15 protein-coding genes are annotated in these 18,287 nt (G+C 31.0%); 1 reads left to right on the forward strand and 14 read right to left on the reverse strand.

Annotated features, from left to right (window positions below; all coding sequences use genetic code 11):
- Position 1: 1 nt before the first annotated feature.
- From CAMP5060_RS06665 to ileS, 14 genes are all read right to left on the reverse strand, one after another.
- Positions 2–2,065 (reverse strand): N-6 DNA methylase, encoded by a 2,064-nt coding sequence (locus CAMP5060_RS06665; RefSeq protein ID WP_337218118.1) that lies wholly within the window; start codon positions 2,063–2,065, stop codon positions 2–4.
- 9 nt (positions 2,066–2,074) lie between these two features.
- On the reverse strand, positions 2,075–3,172 hold the full coding sequence (gene dapE / locus CAMP5060_RS06670) for a succinyl-diaminopimelate desuccinylase (RefSeq protein WP_337218119.1): 1,098 nt from the start codon (positions 3,170–3,172) through the stop codon (positions 2,075–2,077).
- Positions 3,173–3,175: 3 nt separating this feature from the next.
- Positions 3,176–3,769 (reverse strand): LysE family transporter, encoded by a 594-nt coding sequence (locus CAMP5060_RS06675; protein WP_039628698.1) that lies wholly within the window; start codon positions 3,767–3,769, stop codon positions 3,176–3,178.
- On the reverse strand, positions 3,763–4,461 hold the full coding sequence (locus CAMP5060_RS06680) for an SIR2 family NAD-dependent protein deacylase (protein WP_337218120.1): 699 nt from the start codon (positions 4,459–4,461) through the stop codon (positions 3,763–3,765). Before CAMP5060_RS06680 ends, CAMP5060_RS06675 begins: the two co-directional genes overlap by 7 nt.
- Positions 4,462–4,504: 43 nt before the next feature.
- Positions 4,505–6,703: an endonuclease MutS2 gene (locus CAMP5060_RS06685; protein WP_214100545.1), complete on the reverse strand. Its 2,199-nt coding sequence runs from the start codon at positions 6,701–6,703 to the stop codon at positions 4,505–4,507.
- Positions 6,703–7,050 carry a hypothetical protein gene (locus tag CAMP5060_RS06690; protein ID WP_214100544.1) on the reverse strand — a complete coding sequence of 116 codons (348 nt, stop codon included), beginning with the start codon at positions 7,048–7,050 and terminating at the stop codon, positions 6,703–6,705. Before CAMP5060_RS06690 ends, CAMP5060_RS06685 begins: the two co-directional genes overlap by 1 nt.
- Positions 7,043–8,335 carry a UDP-N-acetylmuramate--L-alanine ligase gene (murC, locus tag CAMP5060_RS06695; protein ID WP_214100543.1) on the reverse strand — a complete coding sequence of 431 codons (1,293 nt, stop codon included), beginning with the start codon at positions 8,333–8,335 and terminating at the stop codon, positions 7,043–7,045. The genes CAMP5060_RS06690 and murC overlap by 8 nt, the downstream gene beginning before the upstream one ends.
- Positions 8,336–8,423: 88 nt before the next feature.
- Complete coding sequence (locus tag CAMP5060_RS06700; RefSeq protein ID WP_337218121.1) at positions 8,424–9,947, reverse strand: LTA synthase family protein; 1,524 nt, start codon at positions 9,945–9,947, stop codon at positions 8,424–8,426.
- A gap of 190 nt (positions 9,948–10,137) precedes the next feature.
- Complete coding sequence (locus CAMP5060_RS06705) at positions 10,138–10,395, reverse strand: hypothetical protein (RefSeq protein WP_214136068.1); 258 nt, start codon at positions 10,393–10,395, stop codon at positions 10,138–10,140.
- A gap of 36 nt (positions 10,396–10,431) precedes the next feature.
- Positions 10,432–11,220, reverse strand: coding sequence for a carbon-nitrogen hydrolase family protein (locus CAMP5060_RS06710; RefSeq protein ID WP_087700887.1), 789 nt, complete (start codon positions 11,218–11,220; stop codon positions 10,432–10,434).
- A complete protein-coding gene (gene xseB, locus CAMP5060_RS06715; RefSeq protein WP_039664347.1) occupies positions 11,213–11,386 on the reverse strand; it encodes an exodeoxyribonuclease VII small subunit in 174 nt (57 codons plus the stop codon). Before xseB ends, CAMP5060_RS06710 begins: the two co-directional genes overlap by 8 nt.
- Positions 11,386–12,837, reverse strand: a complete 1,452-nt coding sequence (guaB, locus tag CAMP5060_RS06720) for an IMP dehydrogenase (protein ID WP_214100539.1) — start codon at positions 12,835–12,837, stop codon at positions 11,386–11,388. Before guaB ends, xseB begins: the two co-directional genes overlap by 1 nt.
- A gap of 10 nt (positions 12,838–12,847) precedes the next feature.
- Positions 12,848–14,212 carry an Asp-tRNA(Asn)/Glu-tRNA(Gln) amidotransferase subunit GatA gene (gene gatA, locus CAMP5060_RS06725; RefSeq protein WP_337218122.1) on the reverse strand — a complete coding sequence of 455 codons (1,365 nt, stop codon included), beginning with the start codon at positions 14,210–14,212 and terminating at the stop codon, positions 12,848–12,850.
- 99 nt (positions 14,213–14,311) lie between these two features.
- Positions 14,312–17,077 carry an isoleucine--tRNA ligase gene (ileS, locus tag CAMP5060_RS06730; RefSeq protein ID WP_337218123.1) on the reverse strand — a complete coding sequence of 922 codons (2,766 nt, stop codon included), beginning with the start codon at positions 17,075–17,077 and terminating at the stop codon, positions 14,312–14,314.
- 100 nt (positions 17,078–17,177) lie between these two features.
- Here ileS and CAMP5060_RS06735 point away from each other — a divergent pair, with 100 nt between their 5' ends.
- A complete protein-coding gene (locus CAMP5060_RS06735; RefSeq protein ID WP_337218124.1) occupies positions 17,178–18,269 on the forward strand; it encodes a CinA family protein in 1,092 nt (363 codons plus the stop codon).
- The last annotated feature ends 18 nt before the right edge of the window (positions 18,270–18,287 follow it).

The raw sequence follows: 18,287 nt of genomic DNA on the forward strand, positions 1-18,287 counted from the left end.
TTTATTCTTTCCAAAAACTCAAATTTTCACTCTTTGCAAATTCAATAAAAGCTTCCGCTATGCCATCTTTTTGCAAGTCTTTGTATTTTTCTACATTTAACCTATATTCTTGCATTCTTTTATCAAAATCTTCTTGGCTTTCATCTTTTTGTTTTATAGGCTCATCTCCTTCTAAATGCGGATGAAATAAATCATGTTTTACCACTAAATGATCATGAGAATCTAAAAGTGGGTAATAAATCTTCTCACCTGAATTATCCTTGCTAGGCTCACTCATAGTAGCGAAGAAGATATTATAGTCCTCGCACTTTGGACATAATCTATCATCCCATTTTTGCAAAAACAATACACTTGTTTTTGTCCCAGTATGTGGCTTAAAGACATTTCCATGAAGTCCTACAACCGCTAAGATTCTAGCTTTTTGTGCGATAAATTCTCTTATATATTTATCACTTGAATTATTAAAACGCCCTTGTGGTAATACAATAGCCATTCTACCACCAGGCTTTAACATATCTAAATTTCGTTCAATAAATAAAATATCCCTTCCTACTTTACTTTGAGGTTTGCTATTTTCTTTTTTACCTAACTCATATCTAGCTAAAATTCTACTTTCTTTTATATCTCCGGCAAAAGGTGGATTTGCCATTAAAATATCAAAATTAAAATCCCTATTTTGGTTTTTAGTAGCTCTTAATTTTTTTAAGCGTTTAAATCCCTCAAAATACACATCTTGCCAATCTTCATCATCTCTTACCCATTCATCCCATCTATCAAAGTCAATGGAATTTAAATACAAGACATTCGTATGCCCATCACCTGCGATTAGATTAAGCATTTTTGATACGCGCACGCTTTTTTCATCAAAATCTATACCAAATACTTTTTCTTTTACATAATCTTGACACTCAGAAATCTTTTCTTCAGCTGTAAAGAGATGACTTGCTTCTATACCTCTTTCTTTATAAATTGAACGCCACACATAAAAACAAGTATGTATCGGAAATCCACAACTTCCACTTGCAGTATCTATCATACTTTCATCTTTTTTAGGGTTTAGCATTTTTACGCACATATCTATCACATAACGCGGAGTAAAATATTGCCCTTTTTCACCTTTTGAGGATTTATTCACTAGATATTCAAAAGCATCATCAATCACTTCTAAATTTGAGTTGAATAACTTTGTATTTTGCAATGATGACACGCACACACTTAGGTGTGAAGGAGAAAGTTTAATTTTCTCATCATTATAAAACACACCTCCCCATTTTTTCTTTGCTTTATCAAAGAGATTTTCTATTTTTTGCTTAAGTTCAGAATCAGATTCTCCATAATTTCTAAACTCTAAACTCTTTGTTCTATCTCTTGCACCATCTAATTCATCAAAAAGTTTTATAAATATAAGTTTAAAACATTCTTCAAATACATCAACTCCGGCATTTGCCAACACCTCATCTTCCATTTCTGTAACTAAATTCTTTAAACTTCGCTTTTGACTTTTTAAAATATCTTCTTTAATCAAATCATCAAAGGTAAATTTCACTTTCAACAGATCTGGTAATGTCTGGTTTAATGCAGGAATATTTGGAATAGATTCAAAATAATTTGGATCTTTTCTATGATAATAACTAATTTCTTTACCATTACACCACACAGCCATAGTTGCACCTGTAGCATTACAATAACTTTTTAACTGCTCTTTGCCATCTTTCAACTTCGGCTTTTTTACTTCTATAATGATATATGGGGTTGTAATTTGGATTTTATCCATTATCACAATGTCAGCTCTTTTTACTTCGCGTCCAAAATGCACACCAAATTCAATTTTTATCATATCCTTAGGATAGTTATATTCATTTAAAAGTTTATCGATATAAAGTTGACGCACAATTTCTTCTGGCGTGAGTTTAATTTCTTTATCGCGGATAAGACAATTAGTATAGTATATAATTTGATTATTTTTGTTTGTTTTAACTATAATTTTAGTTTCCAATTCAGCAATTAGCTTTTTACTAAATAGATCTAGTTTGTAATCACTATCTTTTAAAATTTCCTCAATCATTCTAAACCTTTAAAAATTTTCTATCAAGTCTTTAAAAATTAAATACAATTTTTCAAGTTCTTCTACACTCACTCTCTCATCAATAGCATGAATTCTATCATTACACACACCAAATTCTACTACCTTCACGCCAAACTCAGCAAAATATCTTGCATCGCTTGTACCACCTTTGGTGTTAAGTTCTGGCACTACTTGAGTGATTTTTTGTACACTCTCATTTAGCTTTTGTACGATTTTAGAGTCACTTTGTGTTAAAAAAGGCTTTGAACTTTGATTCAAACACAACTCATAATCAAGTCCTTCACAAGTCTTTTCTACATAAGCTTTTACATCTTCTAAGCTAGTTTGTGGAGAATTTCTTACATTAAACATTAATTTTAAATCATTTGGGGTTACATTGCACACTTCCATACCACCGCGTATATCAGTAATGACAATTTTAGATGGTGCAAATACCTCATCACCTGGATCAAGATCAAATCCTGCTAAAAATTTCAAAGCAGAAGCAAAATTATGCACAGGATTTATACATTTTTGCGGGTATGCTACATGACCTTGCTTACCTTTGATAAGTAATTTTGCATTAATAGAACCACGACGCCCTATTTTAATACTATCTCCAAATTTTTTATCACAAGTTGGCTCAGCAACCACAGCAAAATCAGGTAACATATCTTTTTCTTGCATAAATTTAAGCACTTCAAGCGTGCCAAATTTAGCCTCACCTTCTTCATCGCTTGTTAAAATCAGTGAAATTCTTCCTTTGAAATTTTCTACCTCCTTAACCGCACACATAAAAGCAGCCACGCCACTTTTCATATCTTGTGCGCCTCTTACATAAATAAACCCATCTTTTTCTAAAGGCTCAAAAGGATCACTACTCCAACCCTCTCCCGCAGGCACTACATCCACATGCCCGCCAAAAGCTAAATGCTCGCCATCATCACTAAATTTTTTAGTCAGCAAAAGATTTTTCACACCTTCTTTTTCTATAAAAAAAGCTTCAAAATCACTTAATTCCACTGCAATATAATTTAATGCTCCATCATCATCTGGGGTGATAGATTTAAATTTACTTAATTCTTTAAAAATTTCAACTACTTGCATGTTTTATCCTATAAAAGCTTTATACAGCATAGAAAGAGCAAAATACTCTAAAATAAATGCTGAAAAAAGATTAATGTAAAATATATGTTTGTTTTTCACAAGGGCTTTGAATTTAGACACAAAAAAAGATAAAGTAAAAATCCAAAATACAATAAAACCCACCAAACCAAAAAGCAAGGCAAAAGAGTTTTTACTCTGCATGCTAAGTCCTGCTACACTCACCCAAAAACCTATAACATAAGGATTTGTAACATTTAAAAAAAATCCTTTACTAAAACCTTTTAAAGGATGAGTTTTATTTACCTTGTTAAGATCGACTTTTCTTGTTTTTCTTAGCATTAAAAATACCATAAAACTCAAAAAGAAAAAGCCAAAAACTGCTAGTATTTTATAAAAAAATTCATTATTTGCAAAGCTTAAAAGCCCAAGATTAATCAAAATCAAAAAAAGTATATCAGCACTTAAAGCACCAAGTCCAACACAAAAAGCATTTTTAAAAGAAGACAAAGCAGTATTTAAGATCAAAATATTTACAGGCCCAAAAGGCACAGACACACCCATACCTAAAACTATACCTTGTAAGATTACTTCTAACATTTTTCTTCCAAGAAATTTTCTATATCCGTTTTGATTTTATCAATAGCTGTGCAAACATCTTCTATATAAACTTTAGTAAAATTGCTTTCTAAATATTTATCCTCATCAAGATTGTTTAATATGCTTTGCTTACATACTCTTGCATACTCTCCCACGGGTAAAACCTGCCCACTTGTACCTATACATACAAATAAATCGCAATTTTGTAATTTTTCATATAAAATTTTATAATTTGGTGCCATTTCTTCAAACATCACGATATTGTGCCTTACACTTTTGCTTTGACATTTAGGACAAATTTTATCATCACTACTTTCATAGCCTATGTTAAAAATATTTTCACACTCTAAACACCTAAGTTCAGATAAAAAACCATGCAAATGCACCACTTCTTCACAACCTGCTCGCTCTAATAAATCATCTACATTTTGCGTTAAAATGCTAATTTGTTTTGGAAATTTTTGTTTTAATAAAGCGATGATTTCATGTGCGTGATTTGGCTTAACACTAGCTAGTTCTTTTCTTCTTTTATTGTAAAATTCCAAAACTTTTTTAGGATTTTTTCTAAAGCCAGTTGCAGAGCAAACTTCCATCACATCATGCTCTTCCCAAAGCCCACCACTAGCTCTAAAAGTCTTTATACCACTTGGAGCAGACAAACCTGCTCCGCTTAAAATCATCACTTGTTTCATTATTAAACCTCATTATTGTTTAAAGGTTTTACTATAATTTTACTTAAAGCTTAACCACCTTAGCACCAAAACCACCTTGATTAATCGGAGCATCATTAAAGCTTTTTACACTTTTGTGAGCTTTTAAAAACTCTTTTACCGCAAAAGCTAGTTTTCCTGTGCCTATACCATGATAAACTATCACCTCATCAAAACCCACTATCAAAGCATCAGAGATAAATTTATCTAATCTCTCAAGCGCTTCATCACTTCTTAAGCCGTGTAAATCTAAAGTCATATTTAAAGCACTTGGACGGGTTATATTAACACTTGATTTTACCTTTTGTGTGGGGGTTTGATTGCTTTTTTTAAGAAGCTTTAAAGGCACACGCAAACTTAAACCATCGCTTTGAATCATCGCATCATTTTTTGAAATTGCAGTGATTTTGCCTTTGATTTTTTCATATTTAACAAAATCCCCCACCCTAAGTTCTTCATTTTGCTCCATACTTAGTAAAACAATGCTTTTTTTAAGTTCATTGGCTTTGTTTAAACTTCTTTGTTTTTCTTTAATATCTTTTAGATTTATCGTTTTTTTAGCTTCTTCTATGGCTTTGTGATATTTAAATTCTAAATTAGAAACAAGCTTTTTAAATTCTTGCTCATTTTTTTCTTTTTGATCTTTGAGCGAAAGTAAAATTTCATCTACCTTAGCTTCTTTTTTCTCAAGCTCTTCATTTTTTTTGCGTAAAGAAAGTTCAAGATTGATGTTTTTACTTACCATTTCTTCTAAATTTTCTTTATCTTCTCCATAAAGCTTTTTAGCATTTTGCACTAAATTTGCACTTATGCCATATCTTAAAGCTGTTTCAAATGCATAAGATTTACCTATAGTACCTTTTAAAAACTCATATTTTGGGCGCGATAATTCCTCATCATACAAAGCAGCAATGAGTTCAACTTGTGAATTTTTAGCCAAAAGCATAGCAAGGCGTTTATGGTGGGTTGTGATGATGATTTTATTATCTTGTTCTAAAAGCTTAGAAATAAGCTCAGTATATAAACACGCAGCTTCCTCAAAATCTGTCCCAAGCTCTATCTCATCAACCCCTAATAAAACATTTTTCTTACCCAAAAGCTTAGAAAAATGCAACATTCTCCCCGCAAAAGTAGAAATATCATTTTTTACATTTTGCGGATCTTCTAAAATCGCATCAAATTCTTTGAAATTTCCTATTTGGCTTTTTTGTGCGTTAATTTTCATAGGAAGCAAATGCTTTGCAAGTAAAGCTGCACTTAAAATTCCTTTTAAAAGCATAGATTTACCACCTGCATTTACACCTGTGATGATTAAAACTTTTTTATTAAATTCTATATTGACGCTTTTTGCATTTTTTAAAGCCGGATGTGCGAAGTTATATAAGCTTAAATTATTAGAACTATCAGCTAAAACAAACTCATAATCATGTTTTTTAGCCATCAAAACTCTAGCGCTATAATGATCAAATAAATCAAAAGCATTGTTGATAAATTTCAAAAACATCAAATTTTTGTAAAAAATTAAGCTGATTTTTTTAGCATATTCATAAAAAATTTCTTCTTTGGCATCTTTGATTTCATCTATTTGACTTTGGATTTTTTCTACACTCAAAGGCACCACATAAAATCCACCACCACTACTTCTACCTATGATTTTTGCTTTTAAGACATGATTAAACCCACCGCGTAAAAGCAAAGCTTCCATACCATTGATAAGATGGATTTGAGTATCGATTAAATACGCACTAAGACTTTTAGTATAGGTAAGTTTTTTAAACTCAGCTACCAAGCTTTCTTTTTTCATTTTTAGAGCTAAATTTAGATTAACAAGTCTTTCATCAACACTTTCTTTAATCTCACCCTTTTCATCAAAATACTCAAAAAGTTCTAAAATAGCTTGTGGAATTTCTATTTTTAAAAGCCATTCTTTTAAACTTTCTTCAAATTTTAAGCCCTTTAAGTATCTAAAATACATACAGATTTTAATAAATTCAAAGCTTTGACTTAAATGTAAAATTCCTTGCTTGCTAAGATGAGTTAAAGCACTATTTAACTCTTCTATCATAGGCGGAGGATTAAAATCAATCAGCGAAAGCTCATTGATTCTTTTATAATGAAGCTTACTATCACCTTGTAAAAAAATTTCTTTATCTCTTGCAAAAAGTCCCCTAAAGTCTTCTATATAGCCATCTAAATCTAGCTTTTTAAAAAATTGCTCTTGCATTATTTATCTACCTTGCAATCTTTTATATCAAAAACATAGGCTTTAAATTGTTTATTTTTACCATTTGAAATAAAACTTTGCGTTCCATGCTCAAAGTTAAAATACTCTTTAGTGACATTAATATCTTTGCAAATTAGACTTTGTCCTTGTAAAAATGCATTGAGCGTTTCTTTTTTTAAAACACCACTTCTTGTAGCACTTAGCTCAAATTTAATCGCAAAAGCAATCATTAAAATCAACACTAAAATCAAAAGATAATTACTAATCTTGCCTATTTTTTTACGCAAAAAAATGAAAAAAAGTAAAATCGCAAAAAAAGCTAAGATATATAAAAAAATCTTAAACATACTTTCCCCTAAGCTTTGTGCTTATATCTCCTGCACCAAAACCAATTACCAAGCCATTTTCAATCAACTCATCATCAAGATAAATAGCGCTTTCTTCTCTTTTGATTTCTTTTATAAATTTAGCTTTTGGAAAGTATTTTTGCATATTAATTTCTATTTGAGCTTCCCCTGCTGCATACACAGGTAAAATATAAAGCTCATCAACATTTGCTAAAACTTCACTAAAATACTCTATATTTGCACTTAAACGCGTATAGCGGTGAGGTTCAAAAATAGCTATGATTTTTTTATATCCAGCTAGCCTTGCATACTCACTTGCTGCTTTAAGTGTTGTTTTGATTTCTGTTGGATGATGCCCATAATCATCAATCAAAGCCATATTTTCATTTGCAAATAAAATATCAAATCTTTTTCTAATGCCTTGATATTTTAAAAGCTTAGTTTTTAGCTCTTCTATATTTATAAATTCACTCGCAGCCAAAATAGCCAAAGCAGCATCCATCGCCACATGCTCACCCATACCAAAAACGCTAAATTCACCTAAATCTTTAAGTGTAAAATAGGTTTTTGGTTTAAAATTTTCTACTTTCATGTAAATATTAGTGATATCTTTACTTGGGTAAAGTTTTTTAGCGTTATTTAAATTTAAACTTGATAAAAACTCATCTTCAGCATTAATCACTTGAATTTTAGACAAACGCAAAAAGTCTTCATAAGCTTTGTGTAGTTTTTCAAGATCGTTTCCATAATGATCTAAATGTTCTGCTTCAACATTAGTCACTATAGCTAAATAAGGATTTGAATTTAAAAAAGAACTATCACTCTCATCAGCTTCAAAGATGAGATTTTCACTTTCTTTATAAAGCATATTAGTACCGCTTTCTTTTAGCACCGCACCAATAATCACAGAAGCTTCTATCAAGCTTGCTAAAATGCTTGAAGTCGTGCTTTTACCATGAGCTCCAGCAACCGCAAAAACTCTTTTGTCTTTTAAAATCATAGGCAGGGCTTCTTTTCTTGAAAGTGTTGTGATGTTTTGTTTTTTTGCACTAATTAATTCTTCATTGTCTTCTTTAATAGCAGCTGAATACACTACTAAATCCACATCTTTAACATTGTCTTTATGATGAGGAATTTTTATATCTATGCCTTCTTTTTCTAATTCTTTTGTGATTTTACTTTCTTTGATATCAGAACCACTAATCTTAAAGTCTTGCTCTTTTAAAAATCTCGCCAAAGCTGAAATTCCAATACCGCCTATACCTATAAAATGAATTTTTTGCATTCTTGCCTCAAATTTTTTGAAAATTTAAGGCAAAATTCTATCATTTGTTTACTAAAAATAAAATATAAAAAGCCCTTAGAGATAAAATCTACTCACTATTATTTGATGTTTTGAGATTGACTAGTCTATAATTTAATTGCTTTTGAAATAACTCTTTATAATTTTTTGAAAAATTTTTATGATATAAATCTAACTCAAAAGCCTTATTTGTATCTTTTATGCTAGTATTATTTTCAAAATAATAACCATTATTTCCATCATAGACTCCATTTTGATCAATCCAAACAAACTCATTAAAACCAAATTCTAACTTTTCATTTTTTATAGGTGCTAACATATTTCTTCCTCCTAAACTTAAATATTTTGTATCACTAAGAGTAAGACTATAAAGTGTTGGAAAAATATCCTTATGCGAACCCACACGATTTTTATCATAATAAATATCATTTTTTAAATACTTTGGAAGATATAAATAAAAAGGCACACTATATGCAAAAGCTTTTTGGGATTTTATATCCATCTTAATATCTCTAAATCTATGATCACCTGTGGCAGCAATAATAATATTTTCTCTCAAACTACTTTCTTTTATGCGATCTAAAAATTTTCCAAATTCATCATTTGCATACGCATAAGCATTTAAAGCACCTATAAAATCACTGATAATAAATTGACTTAATATTTTTTCATCTAAAGCGTTCTCATCGATAAGTTGTGTTCTGCTTTTATGTATATAAGGTCTATGAGTGGAAATACTAAGAGAAATAACAAGCGTAGGATTTGTAGCATTTTCAAAAATAGAATATATTTTTTTATACATAAACTCATCAGCTATACCGTATTTATGTTTTGTTTTTCTAGCTTGTGGAAAATCTTGCATCAGTGTATTTTCATCTATGATTTCATCTACACCTTGATTTTTAAAATAATTGCCAAGATTATACCAAGAAGCATTACCACTATAAACAAAAACTATTTTATACCCTGCATTCTTGTAAATTTGCAAAGGAGTAAAGGCTAATTTTTCTTTTTGATATAATCCATTTGAAATAATATTTGGACTTAAAAAAACCAAACGATTAAAACTTTCTATGGTATTGTTTGCACTAGATAAAAATCTAGTAAAAATAATATCTTGCTCAAAATGCTTTTTTAAATTTCCCAAAAGATTAATGTTTTCAGTGCCAAACTCAGCTAAATTTAAACCAAAACTTTCCATGATGTTAATATAAATATGATTTTTAGCATGATTTTGATGTGTCAAAGTAGTATCAAACATAGGAAAAAGTTTTTCTTCTAGTTGATTAAGCTGTTTTATATCTACGCTTTTAAATTCTTGTTGATTTTTATACTCTTTATATGCCCATGAAAAAGCCATCAAAGGATTTGTAGAAATTTCATTAAAAGCTTTTATGGTGCTAAATTCATAACTTGAAGCTCTTAGCGCATTATAAGTAAAATGTCCTCTTAGCGCTACAATATAAGCATAAATTAGCAAAATGTTTAATAAAATAAAAAATACTAGTTTTACTTTAATAGTCTCTAATTTTAAGTTAAGAATTTTAATATTAAGATAAAAACAAAATATACTAAAAATTACAGCTAATAACAATGCTTTTATAATAGGATAATCAGAAAAAACTATAGATAATATCGCCTTAGTATTATCATCTTTTAAACCAAAAATAAAAATATCAATTTTGCTTGCATAAAGTTGAAAATAATAATAATGTATAAACGCAGAAATTAAAATAACAAAAGCTATAAAAGCTATATAAAAACTAGAAAGATAAATATAAAATTTAGCGATTACCCCCCCCCATAGTGTGATATTTACTATCTTTGAAAATCAAACTTACATAAGAAAACAAACCACACAAAAATAGAGGTAAAAAAATAGCACTAAAGGTTCTCATATCATGACCTAGTCCATATACATATACCATTAAGGTATTTTCACTTTCATTAGTTAAATTTTTTATCATCAAAAACCTAACTAAAGCAAAAATTCCCATAAAAATAAAACTAAAAGAAAAAATTTGTAATAAAATTTTTCTCATTATACTCCTTTAAATAATATTTTCTTACTAAAAAGATTATTCTTCGTAATTTTTTATAAGCTTATCAAAACCCCATAAATTTCTAGCTTCATTTGCTTTGCTAACTTCTACTACAAGCATTTCTTCTTGATCGCCAAGTTGTTCTTGCACTTCCCCAAAAGCATTGATAAAAAAGCTATCTCCATAAAATTTCCACTCATTTTCTTGCTTTAAATTACCTATACGATTAACTCTTAAAATACTGGTTGAGTTTAAAAAGGCTCTTGTTTTTAAAAGCTCTAGCCATCTTTGATTGCTTTCAAAAGTACTAGCTGTGGGAATGATGACTAAATCTATCTTTTTTTTCATGATCATTTGCCAAAAGATATCAAAATGTGCTTCAAATCCAAAAAGTAAAGCACATTTTAAGCCCTCATGTGTGAAAGTAAAAAGTTTAAGTTTATCAGTTTTTTTATTGTTAAAAAATTTTTCTTCATTCCAGTGTGCATAAGGCATTAAAATTTGTTGCTCATAAACTTTTACATTCTGTGGGCCTACTTTTAAGCATAGTTTTTTTAAGCCATCATTTTCTACACTTATGAAAGGTGCAATGATATTTAACTCATATTTTTTAGCAAGTTTTATCAAGCTTGCTTTTTTGCTTTGACTTTGTTCTTTGATCATACTTTTTGGCATAGTTTTAAGCTCACTAAAAAAGCTATTTAAAACGTACTCACCTAAAACCACCAAATTCGCGCCACTTTCCTTAGCAGCTTTTAGATAATAATCAAGCCTTGATTCACTCAAAGCCAAAGTGGGAAATTGTAAAGCTACAATACTACTCATCTACTTGCTCGATTTCTAATTTAGCATTTTCAAGCATAGCTCTTGCTTGTTTGATACTTTTTAGACCTTCTTTGTAAATTTCTACACAAGTTTTAAGGTCTAAATCTTTATCGTTAAGTTTTTCCAAAGAAAGCTCAGCTTGTTTGATGTGATCTTCAAATTCCATTAATTACTTACCTTATAATTTGGTGCTTCAGCAGTGATAGTTACATCATGCACATGGCTTTCTTTTAATCCTGCTGCGGTGATTTCTACAAATTCAGCTCTTTCTTGGAAAGCTTTGATATCTGCTGCACCTACATAACCCATAGAAGATCTAAGCCCACCTAAGAGCTGATGTACTACACTTTTTATACTTCCTACATAAGGCACCCTACCTTCAATACCTTCAGGTACAAGTTTATCTTGAGCTGTACCTTCTTGGAAATATCTATCTGAACTTCCTTTTTGCATGGCACCTAAGCTTCCCATACCACGATAACTCTTATATTGTCTTCCTTGATAAGTAAATAACTCACCTGGGCTCTCATCTGTTCCTGCTAAAAGCGAACCTATCATCACACTACTTGCACCTGCTGCAATTGCTTTTGCTATATCGCCTGAGTATTTTATACCCCCATCGGCAATTACTGGCACACCGTATTTACTTGCTTCTATCGCACATTCATCTATAGCTGAAATTTGAGGTACACCTACACCTGAAACAATGCGTGTAGTACAAATACTACCAGGTCCTATACCTATCTTAATAGCATCCGCACCTGCCTCACATAAATCTTTAACCGCTTTTGCACTTGCAACATTTCCTACTATTACATCTACATTAAACTCAGCTTTAATCGCTTTTAATGTATCAATAATCCCTTTAGAATGTCCATGCGCACTATCCATTACTATAACATCAACTTCAGCTTCCACTAAAGCCTTTACGCGATCAAGCTGACCCACACCCACAGCCGCAGCCACTCTTAATCTTCCATAAGCGTCTTTATTTGAATTTGGATATTCTTTGCGTTTTTTTAAATCTTTTATAGTGATTAAACCTTCTAAGTGATTATTTTCATCTACAATTGGAAGTTTTTCTACTTTATTAGTAGAGAAAATTCTTTCTGCATCATCTAAAGTAGAGCCTTTTTTAGCAGTGATTAAAGGCATTTTTGTCATTACATTTTCTACTAAGTTATCAAAATTAGTTTCAAATCTTAAATCACGATTTGTTAAAATTCCTATTAGAGTTTTATTCTCATCTACCACAGGAACGCCTGAAATTCTATATTCGGCCATGAGTTCTAGTGCTTCTTTAACACTTGCTTTAGGCCCTATATAAATAGGATCCATAATCACGCCACTTTCACTTTTTTTAACTCTTTTTATCTCTCTAACTTGTGAAGCTATATCCATATTTTTATGGATTACCCCTATGCCACCAAGCCTTGCCATCATGATAGCTGCCCTATGTTCAGTAACTGTATCCATAGCAGCTGAAATCAAAGGCATATTTAAGGTGATATTTTTTGTAAGTCTTGTTTTAATATCTACTTCTTTAGGTAAAACCTCAGAATATTGAGGAACTAGTAAAACATCTTCAAAAGTCAAAGCGCGTTTTATGATTTTCATAATTTTTCCTTTATTTGTTTTTGATAATTTCTTCCAAGCTCAAAGCACCATCTAATAAAGTTTGTTCATCATAAGCTTTACATATAAGCTGAGCAGAAATATTAAGTCCATTTTCATTTTTTCCTACAGGCACGCTAATGCCACCAAGTCCTGCTAAATTCACTGAAATAGTAAATACATCTTCTAAATACATTTGCACCGGAGTTTTTATATCGTTAAAACCAAAAGCAACACTTGGAGCAACTGGCATAAAAATCAAATCACAATCATTTAAAATTTCTTCATATTTTTGCTTGATAAATCTTCTAGCCTTTTGTGCTTTGATATAATATGCATCATAATAGCCACTACTTAAAACAAAGGTTCCTAGTAAAATTCTTCTTTTTACTTCCTCTCCAAAGCCTTCACTTCTGCTATTTACATACATTTGGCTAAGATTGTCACATTTTTCACTTCTTCTACCATATCTTACACCATCATAACGGCTTAAATTTGCACTTGCCTCAGCTGCTGCTATGATATAATAAGCCGCAACATCAAATGTAGAATCCATTAAGTCTTTATAAACAATCTCATGGCCATTTGCTTTTAACATATCTATGGTTTTTAATAAGGCTTGTTTTACATCATCATTAGTTTGTTCTATATAGTTTTTAATCACAGCTATTTTTAGCTTTTTATTTGCATTTAGTTTTGGCGCGGTTGGTTCAAAAGCTATGTTTGCGCTTGTGCTATCTTTTTCATCATAACCTGCAATAGCATCATATAAAATCGCAGCATCTTCAACATTTTGCGTTAAAACTCCGATTTGATCAAGGCTTGAAGAATACGCCGCTAAACCATACCTGCTAACTCTTCCATAACTTGGCTTAAACCCAACACAACCACAAAATGCAGCAGGCTGTCTTACCGAACCACCTGTATCCGAACCCAAACTTGCCAAAGCTATCCCCGCAGCAACTGCAGTAGCACTCCCTCCACTACTTCCACCTGGGACTTTGGTATTATCAAGTGGGTTTAAAGTCTTACCATAAAAAGAAGTCGCACTCGTACTTCCCATAGCAAACTCATCCATATTACATCTTCCAAATGGAGCAAAATTATTTTTACGTAAATTTATAATAGCACTTGCATCATAAGGAGCTACATAACCTTGTAAAATTTTAGAACCACAAGTTAATTCCCAATCTTTTACACTAATATTATCTTTTATAGCTACTGGTACACCAGCACCTGAAGTGCTTAAATCTTTATTTAAAAACTGCTCTACATAAGCACCCAAATGCTTTTGCTGATGTGCTTTTTCATTTAATTCTTTTTTTAGATTTTCTAATTCTTCATTTGAAAATTTCAAAGCTTCTTTTAAAGTTACCATTATTTATCCTTAAATTTTTTAACCAAATAAAACAAAAAAAGCGTGATAAATAAAAAGCCCAATAAAGTAATCACCACCACGCTAAAAGGTAAAGCTTGCTCAAACATTTTTTGCTTTTTCCACACTATTGCATCTTGGACATAAACATTCTTCTTCTTTTGCTAAAAACTTCCAACATCTTGGACACTTGTGCAATGAAGAACGCACGATTTTAAAACTATGATCATCTATTTTAAACTCACTCAAAGCTTCTTTATCATCTAAGCTTTCTACCGAGCTTACCATAAACCAATCAGCTACTTCTTCAATATCTTCACTCAAAAGCTCATTTGCGCTTGTTTGCAAGCTTAACTCTAGGGTTGATTTGATGATTTTATCTTTTTTTAACACATCAACAAGCTCAAAGAATTTTTCTCTTGATTTTATAAATAATTCATCTTCAATTTTATACTCATAATCAAAGCCATTTTTTAATACCAAATCAAAAACATCTTTAGCATTTTCTTTAATGGCCACATTTGCATGTTCTAAAGCTTCATCTATGGTATAAGTTAAACTTGGAGCTAAAAGCGTGAAAAGTTTTCTAGCTATTAGCACCATAGCACTTTGCGCGCTTACTCTTTTTGCATCATCTTTTGCATTACAATATAATCTATCTTTGCACACATCTAAGTAAATTCCACTTAAATCCGCACTTAAGAAATTTAAAAGCACACTAAAGCCTTTTGCAAATTCATATTTTTCAAAAGCAACTTCACATGCTTCAAAAGCAACTTTTGCGCGCATTAAAATCCACTTATCTAAAAGTGTGAAATTTTTTGTTTCTAAAAATTCCATATCATTAGTATTTGCAAGTAAAAATCTTATAGTATTTCTTATCTTTCTATACTGCTCGCTTACTTGTTTTAAGATATTATCTGAAATTTTTAAGTCTGTTGAATAATCACTAAGCATTATCCAAAGTCTTAAAATTTCTACCCCATAATTTTTAGCTACATTTTGAGGTAAAATCACATTACCCTTAGATTTACTCATTTTTTGACCCTTTTCATCTACGGTAAAGCCATGAGTAAGTATGTTTTTATATGGGGTTTTGTGATTGATCGCGGTAGAAATTAAAAGTGAGCTTTGAAACCATCCACGGTGCTGGTCACTTCCTTCAAGATACATTGAAGCTTGATATTCTCCTGCATCATATCTTGCTGAGTTTAATACTGCTTCCCAAGTACTACCGCTATCAAACCAAACATCTAAAATATCATAAACTTTTTCTAAATTATTTGGATCATATTTGCTATTTGGCGGTAATAAATCTTTTATTTCTAAATCCCACCACGCATCAGCTCCATTTGCTTCAAAAATTCCCACTAAATGATCTAAAACATCATCATCAAAAATCACTTCTTTGGTTGCTTTATCTCTAAAAAACGCTATAGGCACACCCCAATCTCTTTGTCTTGATATACACCAATCAGGGCGATTTTCTATCATAGAACTAAGTCTTTTTACTCCACTTTCTGGGTAAAATTTCACATTATTTAACTGCTCTAGCGCTAATTCTCTTAAAGATTTTCCATCTAACTTTTTCTCATCCATTAAGATAAACCATTGTTTTGTAGCTCTATAAATAACCGGTTTATGCGTTCTCCAACAAAATGGATAAGAATGTGTAAATTTAGAACTCTCAAGCAAAGCTTCGCCAAGCAATTCTAAAATACGCTCATTTGCTTTAAAAATATGAAGTCCTATAAACTCGCTTAATAAATGCTCTGGTAAAAGTCCTTTAGCTCTTAGCGTTTCATCATAACACCCACCATCATCTACAGGCATAATCACTTCAATGCCATATTTTAAGCACACATAATAATCATCCTCACCATGTCCTGGTGCAGTATGCACAAGCCCTGTACCACCTTCCATTAAAACATGATCGCCTAAAATAAGAGTGGATTTTCTTTGATTGAGTGGATTAATAGCACTTAAATTTTCAAATTCAACACCTAAAAGTTCTTTTTGAATTTTTCCTTGAGTGAAGTTTTTATTGATCATATTTTCAAGCAAGGCTTTAGCAAAAATATAACCTTCTTCAGTGATAACATATTTTTCATTTGGATTTAAAGATATAGCTTGATTTGCCGGTAAAGTCCAAGGCGTGGTAGTCCAAATAACTGCTTTAGCTTTTTTTACACCTAGCTTTTCAAGGGAAGTTTTATCAAGCTCAAATGCTACAAAAATAGAATAATCTTCTTTATCTTCATACTCTACTTCAGCTTCTGCTAACGCACTCTTAGCAGCCCAGCTCCAAAAAACAGGCTTACTTCTTTCTAGCAAAAGTCCTTTTTTAGCGATTTTGCATAAAGCTTTGTAAATATCTGCTTCAAAAGCATTTTTCATAGTCAAGTATGGCTCATCCCAATCTGCAATCACACCCAAAGACTTAAATTCATCTCTTTGAATATTTACAAATTCTCTCGCATGCTCTCTACAAAACTCACGAATTTCTTTTTTGCTTAAACTTTGCTTTTTATCTTTAAGCTTAACTTCTACTTGCTGCTCTATCGGCAAACCATGACAATCCCAACCCGGAGTAAAACGCACTTTTTTACCTTGAAAATAATGCATTTTGATGATGATATCTTTTAAAATTTTATTTAAAGCATGGCCAATATGCAAATGTCCATTTGCATAAGGAGGGCCATCATGCAGAGTAAAACTCTCACTTACCCCTTGTCTTTTTTGTTTCATTTTATCATAAGCATAGTTGTTTTCAAACCACTTGCTAAAACGCTTAGGCTCAAGCTCTGCTAAATTTGCACGCATTGCAAAAGTCGTATTTGGAAGCAATAGCGTATCTTTATAATCCATATAATCCACCTTGAAAAATTTAAAAATAGTAAATTCTACTTAAAATACTTTTAATTTGCACTTATTTTTTTGTTATAATCGCAAGAAAAAAAGGAAAACCATGAAACATCTTATCATCATTATAGGTAGTGAAATTATTATCAATGAAAATTATATGCATTATATACAAGAAGAATACAAAAAACAATTTTTAGAACTTCATGAACTAAAATTTATAAACAAACCCGATAAAGAGCTTCCTTTTTTACTTGAAAAACTTTCTAAAGAATATAACTATATAACCATTTTTAGCATTAGCGAATACTATACAACCATAGCTAAAATCATAGCAACCTTAAATGATGATGTTTTAATATTAGAAAATGATACTTTAGTGCCTTCAAAAGCTTTGCGTGAAAAAAATTCCTTTTTAAGTTCTTTTGAGCAATGTCATATTAATTTATTAAACATAAATATAGAGCAAAAATTGCCTATGATTTTACAAAATCCTGAGCTTGACTATGCGTATTTTTGTCTTTTAGATATAGATGAAACGAGTGCAAATATCTTACTTAGTACACTTACTACTTCTTTTGAAATTCAAACTAGCTCAAGTGCATTGTTAGATAATCTCATTTGCATTAGAGCAAGCGCTAGTCAGTATGGAAAACTAGAAGGCTTTTTAAAAGGAGTTTTTAAACTTTTTACAGGCAAAGTATTTTTAGGAAATGATCCTATTAAATTTATAGCTAAAAAACTTTTGGAAAAAAACTTAAAAATTTCCTTTGCGGAAAGTTGCACAGCTGGACTTTGTGCTTCAAAATTTGCTGAAAATTCAGGAATTTCTAGTGTGTTCGAGGGTTCTTTGATCACTTATTCTAATCGTTTGAAAAATTCTTGGCTTGGGGTAAGTAATGATACCTTAGAAAGTGTTGGGGAATACTCTGATCGTTGTATTTATTTTATGTTAAAAGGGGTTTTTAAAACTACAAATTGTGATTTTGCTTTAGCACTTAGTGGAGTGGCTGGAGAAGAAAATGATAAAAACACCAAAGCAGGCACCATCTACATAGGAGCTATGTATAAAGATGGAACCTTTTTACAAGAATGCATTCACATACAAGGCAATAGAAACTACACAAGAGAACAAGCTAGTTTGGCTGCATATTGTTTAATGCTTAGATTAAAACCTGAAATTTTCTTTGGGGTTTAATTATAAAAGTGGTGTAGT

It is taken from the genome of Campylobacter sp. 1569 (assembly GCF_024723675.1).
In the GTDB taxonomy this organism is placed as follows: Bacteria; Campylobacterota; Campylobacteria; order Campylobacterales; family Campylobacteraceae; genus Campylobacter_D; species Campylobacter_D jejuni_C.